Raw genomic sequence first — 17,709 nt, forward strand, 5'->3', positions numbered from 1 at the left:
ACGAACGGAAGAAGGGAAAGCCGCGAAAGCCATTTTCTGCAAACCGTACCCCGGCTCGGCCGTTCTCGCTCCCGCGCCTTTACGCCGCGAGACGGAGGAAAGGCACTGGCTCGGTCGAGCGCAGGACGATGGGTTTGCCCTCGGATGCCTGAAACAGTTCACCGTCCAGGATCACGCTGCTGTGGTCCCCTTCGATCCGGATGACATCGCCCTGTTCCAGGTGGATGCCCTGCATCTGTGCCTTGCCCACGCGCCGTGTGATACTCGCCCATCCCAACCGCAGCAACGCAGGCAGGCTCTGGTCGACGGCCATCAGCTTCATGTTTCCCCGCCGGCTGTCGCCGGGTTGCACACCCAGCAACAACCGTTCCAATGTCGTCACGATCAGCACCGCGAATCGTCCGGCAAGCTGCCCGTCGCGTATAAGAGATATGCGCACGGGGCGGCTCGATTGCGGCAGAAAACGTGCGCGGATGCCGAACACCAGCGAAACCAGAACCGCGATCACCGTCAGCAAATGGCTAAGCCCGTTGGACAGTCCGAGCGGGTATATCTGGTTGCGGCAATAGAGCATATAATCCGCCAGTCCCGCTCCGCCCAGGAACATGCCAAGGACCGGCCGGGTATCGGCGGCGCCATCGCTGAGAGCGATCAGTTCACGGGCGACCACATGGTCGTCGAGACCAACCTTGGCGATCTGCACGATCCTTTCCAACGCCTTGATCGGGTCGCCATGGATGCCCAGGTCCAGCGCGATGAGATTGGTCTTCCCGTTGGGGAGCACCGCGATCGGCGGCACACGTCCCTTGAAATGCTCGCCCTGATACAGTTCGGTCAACGCCGCCTGCACCGTGCCATCACCGCCATTGATGACTATGACCGCCGGATCGACGCGAGCAATGGTCTGCAGCGCCCGGCCAATCTGCTCGACCTGTTCCACCTCATAATGAAATATGTCGGGATTGTTCGCGCAATAGCTGCGGACGCGCGGCAGGGTCTGCCGGTTGCCGGTCGACTTGGGATTGGACAGGAGCGCGACGCGGATCATCGGCTCAGGACATATATTTGAGGTTGATGGTGATCCGCGTCACGCCTGGTCCCGCCACAAAAGCCGCCTTGTCAACGGAAGGCTTGCCCAGGTTGAAGATGCTGATCGAAGGATTGTTGGAAAAACCCCCGCCATCGCGGGAAATGTCCGTCTTGCCATTGCCGTCCCGGTCATGCCGCACGGCGACGCCGTATCGGCCCGGCTCCGGCACCGGCATGCAGAAACGCATCGCTCCACTGCTGGGGCGCACGGCGCTTTCGATACGATTGATCCAGGCCCCCTTGGCCAGCCAGGCGCTTCGAGTGGCGGGGTAGCTTTGCAGCCGCACCGTGCCGGTCGCCGCAGCGAACCCGCGCACCTCCACAAGTACCGCGGGCCCCGTCGCCGAGGGTCCGCAACGGTCGAGATCGTTGCTGATCTCCTGACCATGGGCCATCGCCGGGGTGGCAGTGAACGAGGCCCCCATCAACAAAAGACCCACGACAACTTTCAACATGACCATCCAACTCCGTGAAGCTATAGCCGCCCAAGACGGACGGCGAGCCCCTGTTCGCCCCCGCGAAATTACTCCGTGATTCCGCTATGCGTGGGGTTTGCGGCCAAATCATGGTGCTGGGACGACCACATATAGAAATGCTGACCGCCACCGACCGATATCTCGCCCGCCTGATTGCCCTGCCGATGCTCGGTACGCTGGTGATTTCCGCGATGCTTCTGGTGCTCGACAAGATGCTGAGCCTGTTCGACTTCGTGGCGGCGGAGGGTGGGCCGGTCAGTGTTGTGTGGCGGATGCTGGCCAATATGATGCCCGAATATCTCTCGCTCGGCATCCCGATCGGACTGATGCTGGGAATCCTCCTCGCCTTCCGCAAGTTGGCACTGTCCTCGGAACTGGATGTGATGCGGGCTGTCGGGCTGTCATACGGCCGTCTGCTGCGCGTGCCTTACATGTATGCGATAGCGCTGGCGCTGCTCAATTTCGGCATCGTGGGGTTCGTCCAGCCCTTGTCCCGCCATGCCTATGAGGCCCTGCGGTTCGAACTGCGTTCCGGCGCGCTCGGCGCATCCATCAAGGTCGGCGAATTCACCAGCCTTGGCAAGCGCATGACGCTCCGCATCGAACGGAGTCTGGATGAAGGCCGCAACCTGCAAGGCATCTTTGTCCGCGCCCAGGGTAAGAAGGGGCAAACCGTCGCTGTCACAGCTGCCCAGGGCAGCTTCCTGGCAACGGATGATCCCGACACCATCATCTTCCGCCTGCGCGACGGCGTCCTGGTGAACGATGCACCACAATATAAGTCCCCACGAATCCTGTCCTTTTCCAGCCATGACCTGCCGATCGACCTGCCGCAGATCGAACGATTCCGCGGTCGGGACGTGGACCGGGAAAAGACGATTCCGGAGCTCGCCGTGATCGGGCATGATCCGGGAACACCGGAAAAGCTGCGCAACGAAATCCGCGCGAATTTCCATTTCCGCATGGTGGAAGTGGCCATGATGCTGCTGCTGCCGCTGGCCGCGCTCGCCTTTGCCATTCCGCCCAAACGTTCCACTTCGGCCCTTGGCGTGTTCCTTTCGATCGTCTTCATCGTCACCTATCACAAGATCAATGAATATGGTCAGGGCGTCGGCGCTCTCGGTAAGATCGACCCGGTTATTGCGCTGTGGGGGCCGTTCCTGCTGACCGCAGGTCTGATCTTCTGGATGTACCATGTCGTCGCGCACCGGCCGGGTGGACAGCCGATCGGCGCCCTTGAATATGCTTTCGCCAAGCTCGGCAAGCAGGTTGGCAGGTTGCTGCGCTTCGGCAAGCGGCGACATGCACATGTCCCAGCACAAGGAGCGGCTTGAGCCGATGCAGTTCGACTTCTTTCCCTCCCGTCAGATCAGCTGGTACATGGCCCGGCTGTTTTTGACGCGGACCTTCGCCGTGCTGGCGCTGTTGGTCGTGGTCCTTCAGACACTCGACCTGCTTGGCGAATCGGGCGATGTCCTTGCCTATGCTGGCAATGGCGATGCCCAACTCTGGCATTATGTCGCCCTGCGCGTCCCGCAGATCGTTGCACGCTTCCTGCCCTTTTCGGTGCTGCTCGGCACGCTGATCATGCTGGCCAGCCTCAACCAGAACAGCGAGATCATCTCGATGAAGGCGGCGGGCCTTTCCGCCCACCAGATATTGGCGCCACTGGTCGCGTCCGCACTCGGGGTCGCTGCCATCAGCTTCGTTTTCAACGAACGGGTCGTCGCCCGATCGACCGCCTCGCTCAGCGCCTGGCAGGCGGTGGAATATGGCCCGATCCCTGAGAATCGCGGGGTCAAGAGCAACCCGTGGGTGCGCGATGGCAACAATCTGGTCACCGCCGCAATCGTTGCCGGACGCGGCAATGCAGTGCAGTTGCGAAAGGTCGAGATATTCAACCGGGTCAACAACAGCCTCACCACGATCATCAGGGCACCCAGAGCCCATTATGACGTCGCGAGCCGCAGCTGGCTCCTGGAGGATGCCAAGCAGTTCGACGTCGCCCGCGGCACGCAGCGGATGGTCGGCACCGTCCGCTTCGGCCGGGACATCCGACCGGACCAGTTCACCTTGGCCAAGGTCGATCCCGACGCCATGACCTTCAACGAATTGCGGGCGGCCATTGCCGACCTGCGCGATGCGGGGCGCCCCACGGCCGAACTGGAAGGAAGCCTGTGGCACAAATTGTCGGGTCCGCTGTCGGCCCTGCTGATGCCCATCCTCGGTTCGGTTGCCGCATTCGGCCTGGCGCGCTCGGGCCATCTGTTCGTGCGCGCGGTTATGGGCATGGCCCTGGGCTTTGCCTATTTCGTGGCGGACAATTTCTCGCTGGCCATGGGCAATCTCGGCGCCTACCCGCCCATTCTGGCTGCCTGGGCGCCCTTTTTCCTGTTCCTGTTGGTCGGCGAAACGGTTCTGTTCCGTACAGAGGAATAGGCTGCTCATCGGCGTCAGGTGACTTTTGCTTCCGGCCGGAAGGGCTATCCGACCCTCGGCTCAGCGCCGACTCATGGTGCTCCGCGCAATCTTTCCAACCAGGGGCAACATGCCCGGATAGTTGCCGCGCCGGTAGGGCGAATCCTCCCCCAGGGTTGCCATCAATCGGGCATGCGCCTTGCTCAGGGCATGATAGGGCACGCTCGGCAGCAAGTGATGCAGTGCATGATACCGAAGGCCTACCGGCGCCCAGATCCCCGCCAGAGCCGAAGGTGGCGGTACATTCACAGAATCGAGATACTGTGCTGTCACCGTCATCGCCTCTCCCTCATTCTCCCAAAGATGGGCGACCAGCGTCCGCAGCTGGTTGATGACGGTCATCCCCGAATGCACCGCCATATAGACAAGCAGCGGTTTCCAGCCGACGACGAAGACGCTGCCGACCAATCCCAGCGCGAAAAGGCAGGCGCCCGCCTCCTGCCACAGCCATTGCAGACGGAAATGCCCCTCGGGCGCACGGCGGCGATAGGCGGGGTTGATCGACAGTGCGGAAAACTCCGCGATCACCTTGCGACGGAGCGGTGGCACGATCAGGCTGAGCGGCGTCAATAGCCCGAAGCGCAGGATAAGCCCGACGGGCGCGAGCGCCGCAACAACGACAAACAGCGGCAGCGACCAGGGCTTCATCAGCGCCAACGGCAGATATTCGGGGTCATTGACGGTGCCGTAGCGGGTGCGGGCATGATGCTGGGTGTGCACTTCCTCATACATGAAGGACGGGATCATCAGCGGAATGCCGACGATCAGGTTCCAGCCCAGACGAAAGCCCGGCAGCGCACCCTTGCGGATGTGGGTGAGTTCATGGATGAAGCTTGCTCCACGATAGAGCGCCAGCATGGCCAATAGCCCGCATGCAACGGCTATCGCGCGATCAGCGATCAGGATCGCGGCGGCGAGAGCCGCATAGCCAACAAAGGCCGAACCAAGCATGTCAGGCCAGTAGATCGCGGGATTGGGCGTGGAATATTCACGCGTCAGATCGGCGGCGGCGCGCAGCATCGCGGCATCGTCCGCTATGGCCGCCCGGCCGCGTGACGCGTCCGCCAAAATGGGTTCATGCACAGTCATGCAACCGCTCCTAACCGGCAAATGCGCTGAAATCGTGGCAAGGCAATGACATCTTCGTAAAGGGGGCGCCATCAGGCCAAGTGCGGATTGACAATCCGGAAACAAGCGCCGAACTGCTTCGCCACATCTTAGCGAAGGCTCAGCCGTGGCAAAATCCGATCTGGTGATCACTCCCGTTAGTTCCAAGGCCGATCGGAAGGCCTTTGTCGACTTGCCCTGGCGTCTGTATGCGAACGATCCCAACTGGGTCGCCCCGCTGAAGAGCGAGGTGCACGGGCTCATCACGCCGGGCAAGAACCCCTTTTTCGGCCATGCCGAGGCGCAATATTTCCTCGCTCGCCGTGGCGACAGGGTAGTGGGACGCGTGTCCGCACACATCGACCATCTCGCCACATCCATGCCGGCCGAGCAGGGCATGGGCCCGGGCACCGGCAATTTCGGCCTTTTCGAGGCGGAAGATCCCGAAACCGGCGCGGCCCTTATCGCTGCCGCCGAAGCCTGGCTGCGCGCCAAGGGCATGACCAGGGCGCTGGGCCCCATATCGCTGTCGATTTGGGAGGAGCCCGGCCTGCTGATACAGGGCCATGACCATCCGCCCACCGTCATGATGGGCCATAACAGCGCCGCTTATCAGCCCATGGTCGAGGGTGCGGGCTACCGGCCCGTCAAGCAACTCAAGACCTATGAACTTGACATCAGCAAGGAATTTCCGCCGCTGATCCAGCGCATCGTCGCCTCGGGCGAGAAGAATGACCGCATCCGCATCCGCAAGGCCGACAAGAGCAGGTTTGACCAGGAAGCGGCGCTGATCCTGTCCATCCTCAACGACGCCTGGGGGCGCAACTGGGGCTTCGTGCCGATCACGGATGAAGAAATCGCCTTCACCGGCAAGAAGCTCAAACCCATCGTCTATGAGGACCTGATCATGATCGCCGAACTGGACGGCGAGCCAGTGGCCTTCATGATGACGCTGCCTGACCTCAACGAAGCGATCGCCCCGCTCAATGGATCGTTGCTCCCCTTCGGCTGGGCGAAGCTGCTGTGGTGGCTACGCAAGCCAAAGGTCCGCACCATGCGGGTGCCGCTGATGGGCGTTGTACAACGGTTGCAGTCGTCCCGGCTGGCGAGCCAGCTCGCCTTCATGATGATCGAATATATCCGTCGCAACGCCATCGCCCATTATGGCGCGAGCCGGGGCGAAATCGGTTGGGTGCTGGATGACAATCAAGGCATGAACGCCATCGCGGACGCCATCGGCAGCAAAGTGAACAAGGTCTATCAACTGTACGAAAAAGACCTGTGAGCGGCGCTGACTGAGGAAAATCCCGCCTTCCAAGGGGGGCGGCGAGCGCTAATGCCTACCGCTTCATGATGCTCAGCGCCAGCACGGTCATGGCCTCGCTGCCTGTAGCAATGACCTTGTCGGCTTCCGGCGCCCAGAAGGGGCTGTGCAGCGACGGCAGCGTTATCTCGCCCGCCGCCGCCTTCGCCATCTGGTCGGCCGGCACACCACCCACCCAGAAGATGAAGCTGTTGATGCTCTTGTCCGCCCGATAATAGCGGCCGAAATCCTCGCCTCCCATGGATGGCTTCGCTTCAACGACTCTCGATACGGGGAAGTGCCCTTTCAGCACCGCCGCCATATCATTGGCAAATACCGGCGGATTGTAGGTGGAGGGCGTGAATTCGTCCTTTACCGTTATGACTGGCATCCGATCGTCGGGGACGCCGGCGGCGATCGCCTCCCCGCGAGCGATGCGCTCGATCCCGCGGATCAGCCTTGCCCGGGTTTCGTCCGAATAGCTGCGCACGGTAAGCAGCAGCCGCGCCTCATCCGGGATGACATTGTGCTTGGCACCAGCAACAAAGCTGCCGACCGTCACTACCGCCGGATCGAGCGGGTCCTGTTCCCGGCTGACCAGGGTCTGAAGCGCCGTCACGATCCTTGCCCCCAGCACGATCGGGTCCTTGGTTGCCTGCGGATAGGCGCCATGGCCGCCGGTACCGCGCACCAGCAGATCAACGCTATCCACATTGGCCAGTGCGTAGCCCGGCGTGTAGCCGATGACGCCCGCCTCCAGATTGGCGGCGTCGTGAAAGGCAATCGCGTGGGTCGGACGCGGAAAGCGCGTATAGAGGCCATCCTCCAGCATCAGCCGCGCGCCCTTCCCGACTTCCTCGGCCGGCTGAAGGATCATGACCAGCGTGCCTTTCCACTTGTCCTTCATCGACGACAGCAACCTTGCCGTTTCGATGAAGGCCGTCATGTGCGTGTCGTGGCCGCAGGCGTGCATCACGCCAGTTTCCACGCCTTCGGCCGTCTTCGCGCGCACCTTCGATGCGAAAGGCAGTCCTGTCTGCTCCGTCACCGGCAGCGCGTCCATGTCGGCGCGGATCAGCAGCACAGGGCCGCCGCCATTTTTCATGACAGCAACGACGCCGGTGCCACCGACCTTTTCGGTAACGTCGAACTTCATCGCCTTCAGTCGACGAGCCAGCTTCGCGGCGGTCGCGTCCTCCTGTTCCGACAATTCCGGGTTGGCATGCAGGTCGCGATAAAGCGACAGCAGCCCATCCATGTCTTTCGCGATGGCAGCGGCGACCTCGTTCGGGGGCGTGACGACCGCCGCCGAAACGCCTTGGGCGTTGGCGGGTGGGATGGAGGAAAGGCTGGCGGCGGCCATGATGGCCGTCAACGCATGAGGCATCGGCTATTCTCCCTGAAATCTCCAGGAGGCCTACGGGCGGTGCCCTGACGCCGCCCTCAACACATCACTGCGCCGTCCAGCCACCGTCGATGCTCATATTAGCGCCGGTGATGTTGGATGCGGCATCACTGCAAAGGAACAGCGCCATCGCGGCGACCTGCTCCACCGTCACGAACTGCTTTGTGGGCTGACCGGCAAGCAGCACGTCGTTCATCACCTGCTCGCGCGTCATGTTCCGCGCCTTCATCGTGTCAGGGATCTGGTTTTCCACCAGTGGCGTCCAGACATAGCCGGGCGATATGCAGTTCGCGGTGACGCCGAACGTCGCCAGTTCCAGCGCCAAAGTCTTGGTGAAACCGGCAAGACCATGCTTCGCGGTGACATAGGCGCTCTTGAAGGGTGAGGCGGTCAGGGAATGAGCGCTCGCCGTCTGGATGATGCGCCCCCATTTCTTCGACTTCATATAGGGAATGGCGAGCCGCGACGTGTGGAAAGCGCTGGTAAGATTAAGCGCGATGATCAGGTCCCATTTGTCGACCGGAAAATCCTCCACCGGCGCTACATGCTGCATACCGGCATTGTTGATAAGGATGTCGACACCCCCGAAAGCCTCCACCGCCTCCTTCATCATCGCTTCGATTTCGGCCGGTTTCGTGAGATCATGACCGCTATAGAGCGCCTTGGCCCCGCTCGCCTGTTCGAGCGCCTGCCTCTCCTTCTCGACGGCGGCGGCATCGCCAAAGCCGTTGATGACGATGTTCGCGCCCTCGCCTGCCAGGGCCTTGGCGTAGGCAAGGCCAATACCGGAGGTGGAGCCGGTGATAAGGGCGGTCTTCCCGGTCAGCGACTGGCTCATACATTCTTCTCCTTGAGGTGGTCAGGCGAGTCGAGGTCGAAGGTGGCGCTCTTGCCATTCATGATGTTACGGGCGATCAGGTCCCCCTTGTGCATGACCTCCTCGACGGCATCGCGCCCCTGGCTCCAATGGTCGAGCATCGTCGCGCGGGAAAATTCGAAGTCGCGCGCGCCGCTTTCCCAGGCGCGGCTCCGATAGATGAGATGCACGATGTTCACCGATCCCCGGTCCAGATACTGGCGCAGCCGCTGGGCATCGGGGTCTTCCTTGAGTTCCGGCGGCAGCTTGTCGAGCAGCCTGGCGATCACCCGATGCTCCCGACGCAAGCGCAGATATTGATCGGTTACCTGACGCGTGCGGCTGGAATATTGAATGTCCTTCGCGCGGGAATAGACATCCGTCATTTGCCGGGGCTTGGGCCCTTCCGCCGGGAAGAGATCGACCTGGAATATCAGCATGTCGTCCGTCTGATGTTCCAGAACATGCGCCAGCGGCGTATTGGAGACGATACCGCCATCCCAATAGCAACGCCCGTCGATCTCGACGGGGGGCAATCCCGGAGGCAAGGCTCCTGACGCCATGATGTGGCGCGCGTCAATGCGAGTTTTGACGATCGGGCCGCGTGTGTCCCAATAGGCGAAATTTCCGCTCTCGACATCAACCGCGCCCACCGACAGGCGAACGGGCCCATTATTGAGCAAGTCCCAGTCTATACAGGCGTTGAGCGTATCCTTGAGAGGGGCACTGTCATAGAAGCTGATCGCGCCAGGCGATCCTTCGGGCATCAGCAGGGCGGGCCACAATCGCGGCCGGAACATGCCTGGCACACCGAAAGTCGCCACCGCCCCGGCGGCCATCAGATGGACGGCTTCGCGGATATGATCGATTTCGGGCAGGATGATATTGGGCATCCCGCCCGACACGGTGCGCCAGAATTTCTTGAGGCGACGAAGCCGCTGGTGCGGCGGGTTGCCGGCGATGATCGCGGCGTTGATGGCGCCAATGGAAATGCCCGCGACCCAGCTGACATCGACGCCCAGCTCGTCGAGCCGTTCGTAAACCCCCGCCTGAAAGGATCCGAGCGCCCCGCCCCCCTGCAACAACAATGCGACGTCGCGCGGCAGGGGAAGAGGCGTGCGCCTGTGAGGATGCGGTTCGATATCAGCCATGTCGCAGTGCAATATAGTCAACGATGCGCCACTGCCAACTTAATGTGATGAACAATCTGACGAGCCGAGGCAACCAACGCCGTATCGCAGCCGTTCCAACTCGCCTCAAGATGGCGTAGTCAGGGGCGGAAAGCGAGGGCGACATGCGGCTGGACGACGAACGGGAAAGTTCGAATTTCGAAGTGCAGGACGGCCGGGCTGGCGGTTTCGGCGGAGGGTTGGGAGGCGGCCTCGGCATGTTGCTGCCCTTCATCGGCAGCCGCTTCGGCTGCGGCGGGATCGTCGTCGCGCTCATCATACTGGCGGTGATGGGCGTCAATCCACTGAGCCTTGTCGGCGGCGGAGGCGGTCCGGTCCCGCAGGACGCATCAGTCAGTCATGATCAACAGAAGCTGAATGACATACAGCACTGGTCTCTAAAGGTCCTCGGCTCAACCGAACGGGTCTGGGGACAATGGTTCCAGCAGGAGGGACGGCAATATAGCCCGACCATCCTCTCCTTCTATTCGCAGTCGGGCAGCTCGGGCTGCGGCGCGGCCCAGAGCGCCATGGGTCCTTTTTACTGCCCGAATGACAAGAAGGTTTATCTCGACACCGATTTCTTCACCGAATTGCGCCAGCGCTTCGGCGCGCCGGGGGATTTCGCCCAGGCCTATGTCATCGCGCACGAGGTCGGCCATCACGTCCAGGACCTCGAAGGGACGCTGGGTCAGGTGAGCCAGCGTCAGCGCGCGGTCGGTGAACGCGAAGGCAACGCCTTACAGGTGAGGGTTGAACTCCAGGCAGACTGCTACGCCGGCGTATGGGCAAAGCGGACCGGCCTGCTCGAAGCGGGCGATCTGGAGGAAGGCATGACGGCTGCGCAGGCGATCGGCGACGATACGCTGCAAAAGGCGGCCGGGCAGCGCCCTGTGCCGGAGAGCTTCACCCATGGCACCAGCGAGCAGCGCAAGAACTGGCTGCGCAAGGGCCTCGAAAGCGGTGACCCCGCCCAGTGCGACACGTTCGCGGCTGGGTAAAGCGGCGAGGCGGACGGGTATTAAAAATCCACTCGGGCGCGGCCACTACTGGCCTTCATCGCCTGCGCCTTCCTCGGGCGCGGCTGGTGTCGGAGCGCCTCCCGGCAAGCCATGCCCCGGAGCCAGCATGGGCTTGCCGGCGTCAGGCAAAGGCTGTCCGAATGAGGCAGGGTCTGGAAGCGGCATGACCGGCATCGGCGCAGGCCCGACACCAGGTCCAGGTTGAACCGCAGGAACAACTGCCGCAGCAGCCGGAACAGATGCGGGCGCGATGGGCGCGGCTGGTGAGATCGGAGCGGGCTGCGGCACAACGCTCTGCGCAATCAATACGACAAATGGCGCCGCAATCAGGGTGAGGGCGGCAAAAGCCTTGTACATCATAGGCACGCATCCTGAAGACGATGCATCGCAATAGCGCTGGATGGGTAAATAAATTCCTGCCGGCGTGGAACGCCCTGTCAATGACGATCCAGCTGATCCAGAAGATCCATCATATCGTCGGGCAAGCAGTCGCGACGCGCGCGGAAAGTGGAACGCAACGCGTTGCCAATGCCTTCATAAGGCTGAGGCAGGCCGACCGTCAGTACCCGGCGATGCGGCCCTTCGCGCCCTTCTGCCACCCGGCTGGCTGGTTTGCGGTGCATTTCCATGATCGTACAACCGCCGGATAGCGGAAAAGTTTCTGGCCTTCGGCGCCTGCCGGGGCGATATCGCCTGAAACGGATGGGAGAGATACTCGTGACGGATTGGACTGCGGTCGCCACGCGGATGCGAACCCATTCCCCCTTTCTCACGCGGCAGATGGATCGATTCCCGGCGGTGACCGACCTTCTCGCGACCGGAGACGTGGACGCGGCCCTCTTTGCCGCGCAGGCCGTCGCGGAGCCAGGCAGCGGTATAGCGCGGTCACTCCGGCGGCGCAGGGCAGCGTTGGCACTTGTAACGGCGGCTGGGGATCTCTCGGGAAGCTGGGACCTCGACCGGGTCACGCGCACCCTGTCCGACTTCGCCGACCAGGCGCTGAACGAGGCGATCGCCGCCGCCTTTGCGGAACGCTATCCTGATGCGGAGCCGCAAGGGTTCGTCGTGCTGGCGCTCGGCAAGCATGGCAGCCGCGAACTCAACTACTCATCCGACATCGATCCCATCTTTCTCTACGACCCGCAGCGGCTGCCTCACGGCGAACGGGAGGATCCGGCTGACGCCGCGGTCCGGATCGGCCGCAGAGTGAGCGAATTGCTGAACGCGCGCGATGGGGACGGCTATGTGTTCCGCGTCGACCTGCGGCTGCGCCCCTCGCCGGAAGCAACGCCAATCGCTCTGCCGATAGAGGCCGCGATCGGCTATTATGAATCAATGGCGCTTGGCTGGGAGCAGGCAGCGTTCATTCGCGCCCGGCCGGCGGCGGGTGACATCGCCCTGGGTGACTATTTCATGCAGCAGATCCGGCCCTTCGTCTGGCGGCGCAGTCTGGATTTCGGAGCGATTGACGCGATCACCGACATCAGCCGCCGCATCCGCGATCATTATGCCCAGGGTCAGGCCTTCGGGCCGGGCTATGACCTGAAGCGCGGACGGGGCGGCATCCGCGAGGTGGAATTTTTCGCGCAGGTGCACCAACTGATCCATGGCGGCCGCGACCCGGTTCTGCGGTCCGGCAACACGCGCGAAGCTCTCCGGGCATTGACCGCCGCCGGCGTGTTCGCGCCTGACGTCGCCGCGAGGCTGGATGAAGCCTATGTCCTCTTCCGCACCATCGAACATCGGCTTCAAATGGTCGAGGACCGGCAAACCCATGAACTGCCGCGATCGAGGGACGCCATGGACAATGTCGCTCGTCTGCATGGCCTGGAGGATGGTGGCGAGCTGCTCGGCCTGCTGCGTCCGCACGTCGAATGGGTCGGACGCAATTACGACCAGTTGACGCCAGCTGAAAAGGAGGAGTCGCTTTCGCAGGACGAGGACAGGCTGGCCGCGCAACTTACGGACATGGGCTTTGCCGACCCGGACACGCCGGTCGCGCGCATCACCCGCTGGCGCACCGGCGCGGTCCGCGCCTTGCGCAGCGCCGCGTCGCGCGACGCGCTGGAAGATCTGTTGCCGGGTCTCATGCGCACGCTCGCCCGAGCGCCCGACCCGGATCGAGCGCTCAATCGGCTCGACGACCTGATCGGCCGGCTGCCGAGCGCAATCAACTTCTTCAAGCTGCTCGCCGCGCGCCCCGGCCTGTCGGAACTGTTGGTGGAATTGCTGAGCTACGCGCCGACGCTCGCCGACGCGCTGGGCCGGCGCGCCGAACTGCTTGACGGGCTGATCGACACATCGGCCTTCGATCCCCCGCCCGCGGTCGACATTCTGGCCCGACAGTTCGCGCAGTTGGAGGCTGGCGAAGATTATCAGGCTCTGCTCGACCGGGTGCGGCAGCGGGTCAACGATCGCCGCTTCGCGCTGGGCGCGCAGATCATCCGTGGTGGCGACCCGCTGGAAGCAGGGCGCGGCTATGCGCGCGTCGCCGAGGCGGCGATCGAGGCGCTCGCCCAGGCGACCATCGCTGAGTTCGAAGCGGCGCATGGCCGGGTGCCCGGCGGCGAAATGGTGATCCTCGCGCTGGGCCGGATGGGCGGCGGCGTGCTCACCCATGCTTCCGACCTTGATCTTGTCTATCTGTTCACCGGCGACTTCCTGACCGAATCAGACGGTCCCCGACCGTTGGGCGCGACGCAATATTTCAATCGCTTGGGCCAGCGGATCACCAACGCGCTGTCGGTCCCGACAGCCGCAGGCCCCCTGTATGAGGTCGACACCCGGCTCCGCCCGTCAGGAGCACAGGGGCTGCTCGCCGTCAGCATCGACAGCTTCGCCAAATATCAGCGGGAGGAAGCCTGGACATGGGAGCATCTGGCACTCACCCGCGCCCGCCCGGTCTTAGGTTCGCCCGCCGCACGGGCCGCGCTGAGCGCTGTTCTCACCGAAACTCTGAAGCGTCCGCACGATCTGGATGCGCTGGCCGCCAACGCGGTGAAGATGCGCAGCGACATCGCGCGGCACAAGCCGCCAGCCAGCGATCTGGACGTCAAGCTCGTACCCGGGGGCCTGGTCGATCTCGAATTCCTGATCCACGTTACCCAGTTCCGACACAACATGGCCTTTGATCCGGACCTGCGCGCCGCGCTGGAGCAACTAGTCGCGGCAGGGCATCTCCCGTCCGAGTTGATCCCTGCCCATGACCTCATCACCCGTTTCCTGATCGTCTCGCGGCTGGTCTCACCCAAGTCCACCGAGCCGCCCGAAGCGGCGCGTCCACTCGTTGCGCGTGCCTGCGGCGCGGAAAGCTGGGATGCGCTGCTTGAAAGCTACGCGCAGGCCCGGCAAAGGGTGCGGACCGCATGGGACGCATTGGCCGCGCCCTTCAAGGAGGATTGACGATGCTGGATGTTGGCGACGCCCTGCCTGATGTCACGCTGCAAGATGCCGATGGCGCCGACTTCACGCTCACGCGCTATCGCGGCAAACCGCTGGTCGTCTATTTCTATCCCAAGGCCGACACGCCCGGCTGCACCAATGAGGCGAAGGACTTCACCGATCTGGCACCGCACTTCGCCGCGCTCGGCATGGCCGTCGTTGGCATTTCGAAGGACAAGCCGGCGAAGCTCAAGAAGTTCGCCGACAAATATGGCCTCGCCGTCACCCTCGCCTCGGATGAGCCGGGGGAGGCGTGCGAAGCGTTCGGCACCTGGGTCGAAAAGTCGCTCTATGGCCGCAAATATATGGGCATCGAGCGGGCGACCTTCCTCGCCGACGCCGATGGCAGGATCGTGCGCGTCTGGCCCAAGGTGAAGGTCAAGGGGCACGCCGCCGAGGTCCTGGAGGCTGGGCGCGCGCTTTGAGCCTGCCCGCAACCATCGATTCAGTGGGGGCGGCGTGCGCCCATGTGCTGCTGACCGCCGATCCGCTGTCCAAGCTGATGGTCGCGCGAGCGACGGCGCGGGCCTGGAAGGCAGGTCGGCTCGCGCACCGCTTCGACAAGAGGATGCCGGATCGCCCCGCCCGGCCGGATCGGCCGTTGTTGCTGCCGCCCAACCAGATGCCCAGGCGCGGCAAGATCGGGTCGGAACGCGCGCGGATCGCGATGCTGCACGCGCTCGCGCATATAGAATTTGTCGCGATAGACCTCGCCTTCGACCTGATCGGAAGGTTCGGCGATGAGTTTCCGGCGACCTTCATCGACGACTGGATGCGGGTGGGCGCCGAGGAAGCCATGCATTTCGCGCTGCTGGATCGCCGCCTGAAGCAGCTTGGCAGCGCCTATGGCGCCCTCGCCGCGCATGAGGGATTGTGGCAGGCGGCGGTTGAGACGGCGCATGACGCGATGGCGCGGCTGGCGATCGTCCCGATGGTGCTGGAGGCCCGCGCTCTGGACATTACCCCCGCCACGGTCGAACGTTTCGAAGCCGCCGGAGATCTGATTTCAGCACGTATGTTGCGGCGCATTATGACAGATGAGATTCGCCATGTGGCCGCTGGGACGGCCTGGTTCCGTCACGCGACGAACAGAGCCGAGCTTGAGCCCGCTAATCATTACCAAATCCTTGTAAAGCGCCATTTCCGGGGGGTGCTGAAACCCCCATTCAACGACTCGGCGCGTCGACAAGCCGGTTTAACGCGGGAATTTTACGGCGCGCTTGCACAATGAGGCGCGAGATGCCCTTCTGCGGACGCGGGTGGCGATTTCGGTCGCAATGATGTGAAACGCGGGGAGCGCCGAGAGGCATAGAGCCTCCGGGATAAGTCGGGGTCGGCATGTTGGTTGTTCGTACGAATAATGCGCGCTCTGCGCGATGGTTCCAGGCTGCGCTTAAAATGATCGGAGCAATGGGCATGGCGGGCACACTGTGCGCTGCAATCCCGGCTCAGGCGAAAAGCGTTGATGACGACCCCTATGGTGACGCTTCGGAAATCAATGCCAGCCCGCTCGGCCCGGCCGATATCGGCTTTTCCAATATTTTCGCCAGCCTGCAGCGGCTCGATGGCGGCACCAGGGCGAGCAATAACAACATCCCCACCGGCCGACCGGTGCAAAGGCTTTCGCTGACCTCCAACTTCGGCGTCCGCTCCGACCCCTTCAACGGCGGCGCCCGCATGCACAAGGGCATCGACATACCCGGACCCACGGGCACGCCTATCTACGCCACCGCCGATGGCATCGTGAGCCGCGCCGGTTGGGCCAGCGGCTATGGCAATCTTGTCCAGATTTCGCATGGCGGCGGCATCGAAACGCGCTACGGCCACATGTCGAAGCTGATCGTCGCGGCCAACAGCTATGTTCATCGCGGCCAGCTGATCGGCCTGATGGGCTCGACCGGCCGATCGACCGGCAGCCACCTTCATTATGAAGTGCGCGTCGATGGCCAGGCCATCAATCCGATGCCCTTCGTCGTCGGCCCCGATGTTCTGGTGGCGATGAGCACCAAGCCCCCGGTTGCCATGGGCGGCCCCACCAAGGCCGAGGAAAAGGCGGCGGAATAACTTCAGTCATGACCAGTTTCCGCAAGGGCCCGGCGCGCCATGGCTTGCCGGGCCTTTCGCTTGATCCTATCTAGGCGCCATGGCCGACATTGACCTTACCCCTTCCGCCGCTGCACGCGTCGCCGCGATCGCCGCCAAACAGGGCAAGCCTGCCATACTGCGCCTTGCGGTCGAGGGCGGTGGCTGTTCCGGCTTCCAATATCGGTTCGGTCTCGCTGAAGAGGTCGAGGCGGACGATATCACGGTTGAGCGGGACGGCGTGACGCTCGTGGTCGATGATGTCAGCCTGGATCTGGTCCGCGGATCGGCGGTGGACTTTGTGTCTGACCTGGGTGGTGCCGCCTTCAAGGTGACCAATCCTAACGCGACCGCCGGATGCGGATGCGGGTCCAGCTTCTCCATTTAAGCGTCGGGCCGCCCTTGTCGAAGGGGGCCGATAGTCATTAGGGATGCGCGCAAGGAGAATTCGTCCATGCGCATCGCGACCTTCAACATCAACGGTATCAAGGCGCGCCTCCCCCGGCTGCTGGAATGGCTGGACGAAACACGGCCAGACATCGCCTGTCTGCAGGAAATCAAGACCTCCGACGAAACCTTCCCGGTCAAGGATATCGAGGATGTCGGCTATGGCGCGATTTGGCACGGGCAAAAGGGGTTCAACGGCGTTGCCATTCTCGCCCGCGGCGAAAAGCCCGTGGAGGTCCGGCGCGGGCTGGAGGGGGAACCCGAGGACGAGCATAGCCGCTATATCGAAGCCGATGTGAAAGGCGTGCGTGTCGCAAGCATCTACCTGCCCAACGGCAATCCGCAACCGGGGCCGAAATTCGACTATAAGCTGCGCTGGATGAAGCGGCTTCGCTCCCGCGCAACGCAGATCTGGGCCGAGGAAGTGCCGGCGATCCTGGCCGGCGACTATAATGTCATTCCCCGCGACAAGGATGTCTACTCCGTCAAGGCGATGGCCGACGATGCGTTGATGCAGCCCGAAAGCCGCGCTGCCTATCGCCGATTGCTGGGCGATGGCTGGACCGACGCGATCGCCAGCCGCCATCCCGGCGGCGGGGTATGGACCTATTGGGACTATCAGATGAACGCCTGGCCCCGCGACGCGGGCTTTCGCATCGATCATCTGTTGCTCAGCCCCGCGGCCGCCGACCGCCTGATCGACGCCCAGGTGGACAAGGATTTTCGCGGCCGGGAAAAGGCAAGCGACCACGCGCCGACATGGGTGGAACTGACGGACTAAATTTATCCGGGTGATATTGCCTTAATAACATCCGGGTAATAAATAACGTGCCG

17 protein-coding genes are annotated in these 17,709 nt (G+C 63.0%); 11 read left to right on the forward strand and 6 right to left on the reverse strand.

Features of this window, described 5'->3' with window-relative positions:
* Positions 1–79: 79 nt before the first annotated feature.
* Together AAC640_RS01985 and AAC640_RS01990 are read right to left on the reverse strand one after the other, a co-directional pair.
* A complete protein-coding gene (locus tag AAC640_RS01985; protein ID WP_340264405.1) occupies positions 80–1,048 on the reverse strand; it encodes a diacylglycerol/lipid kinase family protein in 969 nt (322 codons plus the stop codon).
* A gap of 4 nt (positions 1,049–1,052) precedes the next feature.
* Positions 1,053–1,550, reverse strand: a complete 498-nt coding sequence (locus tag AAC640_RS01990; protein WP_340264406.1) for a DUF2141 domain-containing protein — start codon at positions 1,548–1,550, stop codon at positions 1,053–1,055.
* A 131-nt stretch (positions 1,551–1,681) separates the two neighbouring features.
* Between AAC640_RS01990 and lptF the strand changes: the two genes are divergently transcribed.
* Together lptF and lptG are read left to right on the forward strand one after the other, a co-directional pair.
* The gene (gene lptF, locus AAC640_RS01995) at positions 1,682–2,899 is read left to right on the forward strand and encodes an LPS export ABC transporter permease LptF (protein WP_340264407.1); all 1,218 of its coding nucleotides are present in this window, start codon (positions 1,682–1,684) and stop codon (positions 2,897–2,899) included.
* 4 nt (positions 2,900–2,903) lie between these two features.
* Positions 2,904–4,004: an LPS export ABC transporter permease LptG gene (lptG, locus tag AAC640_RS02000; protein ID WP_340264866.1), complete on the forward strand. Its 1,101-nt coding sequence runs from the start codon at positions 2,904–2,906 to the stop codon at positions 4,002–4,004.
* Between the two features lie 60 nt (positions 4,005–4,064).
* Here lptG and AAC640_RS02005 read toward each other — a convergent pair whose 3' ends face one another.
* Complete coding sequence (locus AAC640_RS02005; RefSeq protein WP_340264408.1) at positions 4,065–5,132, reverse strand: fatty acid desaturase family protein; 1,068 nt, start codon at positions 5,130–5,132, stop codon at positions 4,065–4,067.
* A 145-nt stretch (positions 5,133–5,277) separates the two neighbouring features.
* Here AAC640_RS02005 and AAC640_RS02010 point away from each other — a divergent pair, with 145 nt between their 5' ends.
* Positions 5,278–6,435: an N-acetyltransferase gene (locus tag AAC640_RS02010; protein ID WP_340264409.1), complete on the forward strand. Its 1,158-nt coding sequence runs from the start codon at positions 5,278–5,280 to the stop codon at positions 6,433–6,435.
* A gap of 55 nt (positions 6,436–6,490) precedes the next feature.
* Here AAC640_RS02010 and AAC640_RS02015 read toward each other — a convergent pair whose 3' ends face one another.
* The 3 genes from AAC640_RS02015 to AAC640_RS02025 form a co-directional block, all read right to left on the reverse strand.
* The gene (locus AAC640_RS02015) at positions 6,491–7,840 is read right to left on the reverse strand and encodes an amidohydrolase (RefSeq protein WP_340264410.1); all 1,350 of its coding nucleotides are present in this window, start codon (positions 7,838–7,840) and stop codon (positions 6,491–6,493) included.
* Between the two features lie 64 nt (positions 7,841–7,904).
* On the reverse strand, positions 7,905–8,696 hold the full coding sequence (locus AAC640_RS02020) for a 3-hydroxybutyrate dehydrogenase (protein WP_340264411.1): 792 nt from the start codon (positions 8,694–8,696) through the stop codon (positions 7,905–7,907).
* Positions 8,693–9,865, reverse strand: a complete 1,173-nt coding sequence (locus AAC640_RS02025; protein ID WP_340264412.1) for a DUF3734 domain-containing protein — start codon at positions 9,863–9,865, stop codon at positions 8,693–8,695. Before AAC640_RS02025 ends, AAC640_RS02020 begins: the two co-directional genes overlap by 4 nt.
* A gap of 143 nt (positions 9,866–10,008) precedes the next feature.
* On the opposite strand from AAC640_RS02025, the gene ypfJ reads away from it, so the two are divergent.
* The 8 genes from ypfJ to xth all read left to right on the forward strand — a co-directional run bounded on the left by ypfJ (position 10,009) and on the right by xth (position 17,656).
* Complete coding sequence (ypfJ, locus tag AAC640_RS02030) at positions 10,009–10,884, forward strand: KPN_02809 family neutral zinc metallopeptidase (protein ID WP_340264413.1); 876 nt, start codon at positions 10,009–10,011, stop codon at positions 10,882–10,884.
* A 461-nt stretch (positions 10,885–11,345) separates the two neighbouring features.
* Positions 11,346–11,555 (forward strand): hypothetical protein, encoded by a 210-nt coding sequence (locus tag AAC640_RS02035; protein WP_340264414.1) that lies wholly within the window; start codon positions 11,346–11,348, stop codon positions 11,553–11,555.
* Between the two features lie 52 nt (positions 11,556–11,607).
* A complete protein-coding gene (locus AAC640_RS02040) occupies positions 11,608–14,307 on the forward strand; it encodes a bifunctional [glutamine synthetase] adenylyltransferase/[glutamine synthetase]-adenylyl-L-tyrosine phosphorylase (RefSeq protein WP_340264415.1) in 2,700 nt (899 codons plus the stop codon).
* Positions 14,308–14,309: 2 nt separating this feature from the next.
* Positions 14,310–14,771 (forward strand): thioredoxin-dependent thiol peroxidase, encoded by a 462-nt coding sequence (gene bcp, locus AAC640_RS02045; RefSeq protein ID WP_340264416.1) that lies wholly within the window; start codon positions 14,310–14,312, stop codon positions 14,769–14,771.
* Positions 14,768–15,577 (forward strand): ferritin-like domain-containing protein, encoded by an 810-nt coding sequence (locus AAC640_RS02050; RefSeq protein ID WP_340264417.1) that lies wholly within the window; start codon positions 14,768–14,770, stop codon positions 15,575–15,577. The genes bcp and AAC640_RS02050 overlap by 4 nt, the downstream gene beginning before the upstream one ends.
* 107 nt (positions 15,578–15,684) lie before the next feature.
* Positions 15,685–16,410 carry a M23 family metallopeptidase gene (locus tag AAC640_RS02055; protein WP_340264418.1) on the forward strand — a complete coding sequence of 242 codons (726 nt, stop codon included), beginning with the start codon at positions 15,685–15,687 and terminating at the stop codon, positions 16,408–16,410.
* A 79-nt stretch (positions 16,411–16,489) separates the two neighbouring features.
* Entirely contained in the window at positions 16,490–16,816 is a 327-nt protein-coding gene (gene erpA, locus AAC640_RS02060) for an iron-sulfur cluster insertion protein ErpA (RefSeq protein WP_340264419.1), read from the forward strand.
* A 66-nt stretch (positions 16,817–16,882) separates the two neighbouring features.
* Entirely contained in the window at positions 16,883–17,656 is a 774-nt protein-coding gene (gene xth / locus AAC640_RS02065; RefSeq protein WP_340264420.1) for an exodeoxyribonuclease III, read from the forward strand.
* Positions 17,657–17,709: the final 53 nt, after the last annotated feature.

The organism is Sphingobium mellinum, from assembly GCF_037860795.1.
Classification (GTDB): Bacteria; Pseudomonadota; Alphaproteobacteria; order Sphingomonadales; family Sphingomonadaceae; genus Sphingobium; species Sphingobium mellinum.

Coding starts and splice junctions, on each gene's coding strand:
- AAC640_RS01985 (WP_340264405.1), bottom strand. CDS start 1,048: ATGATCCGCGTCGCGCTCCTGTCCAATCCCAAGTCGACCGGCAACCGG.
- AAC640_RS01990 (WP_340264406.1), bottom strand. CDS start 1,550: ATGGTCATGTTGAAAGTTGTCGTGGGTCTTTTGTTGATGGGGGCCTCG.
- lptF (WP_340264407.1), top strand. CDS start 1,682: ATGCTGACCGCCACCGACCGATATCTCGCCCGCCTGATTGCCCTGCCG.
- lptG (WP_340264866.1), top strand. CDS start 2,904: ATGCAGTTCGACTTCTTTCCCTCCCGTCAGATCAGCTGGTACATGGCC.
- AAC640_RS02005 (WP_340264408.1), bottom strand. CDS start 5,132: ATGACTGTGCATGAACCCATTTTGGCGGACGCGTCACGCGGCCGGGCG.
- AAC640_RS02015 (WP_340264410.1), bottom strand. CDS start 7,840: ATGCCTCATGCGTTGACGGCCATCATGGCCGCCGCCAGCCTTTCCTCC.
- AAC640_RS02020 (WP_340264411.1), bottom strand. CDS start 8,696: ATGAGCCAGTCGCTGACCGGGAAGACCGCCCTTATCACCGGCTCCACC.
- AAC640_RS02025 (WP_340264412.1), bottom strand. CDS start 9,865: ATGGCTGATATCGAACCGCATCCTCACAGGCGCACGCCTCTTCCCCTG.
- ypfJ (WP_340264413.1), top strand. CDS start 10,009: ATGCGGCTGGACGACGAACGGGAAAGTTCGAATTTCGAAGTGCAGGAC.
- AAC640_RS02035 (WP_340264414.1), top strand. CDS start 11,346: ATGACGATCCAGCTGATCCAGAAGATCCATCATATCGTCGGGCAAGCA.
- AAC640_RS02040 (WP_340264415.1), top strand. CDS start 11,608: ATGGGAGAGATACTCGTGACGGATTGGACTGCGGTCGCCACGCGGATG.
- bcp (WP_340264416.1), top strand. CDS start 14,310: ATGCTGGATGTTGGCGACGCCCTGCCTGATGTCACGCTGCAAGATGCC.
- AAC640_RS02055 (WP_340264418.1), top strand. CDS start 15,685: ATGTTGGTTGTTCGTACGAATAATGCGCGCTCTGCGCGATGGTTCCAG.
- erpA (WP_340264419.1), top strand. CDS start 16,490: ATGGCCGACATTGACCTTACCCCTTCCGCCGCTGCACGCGTCGCCGCG.
- xth (WP_340264420.1), top strand. CDS start 16,883: ATGCGCATCGCGACCTTCAACATCAACGGTATCAAGGCGCGCCTCCCC.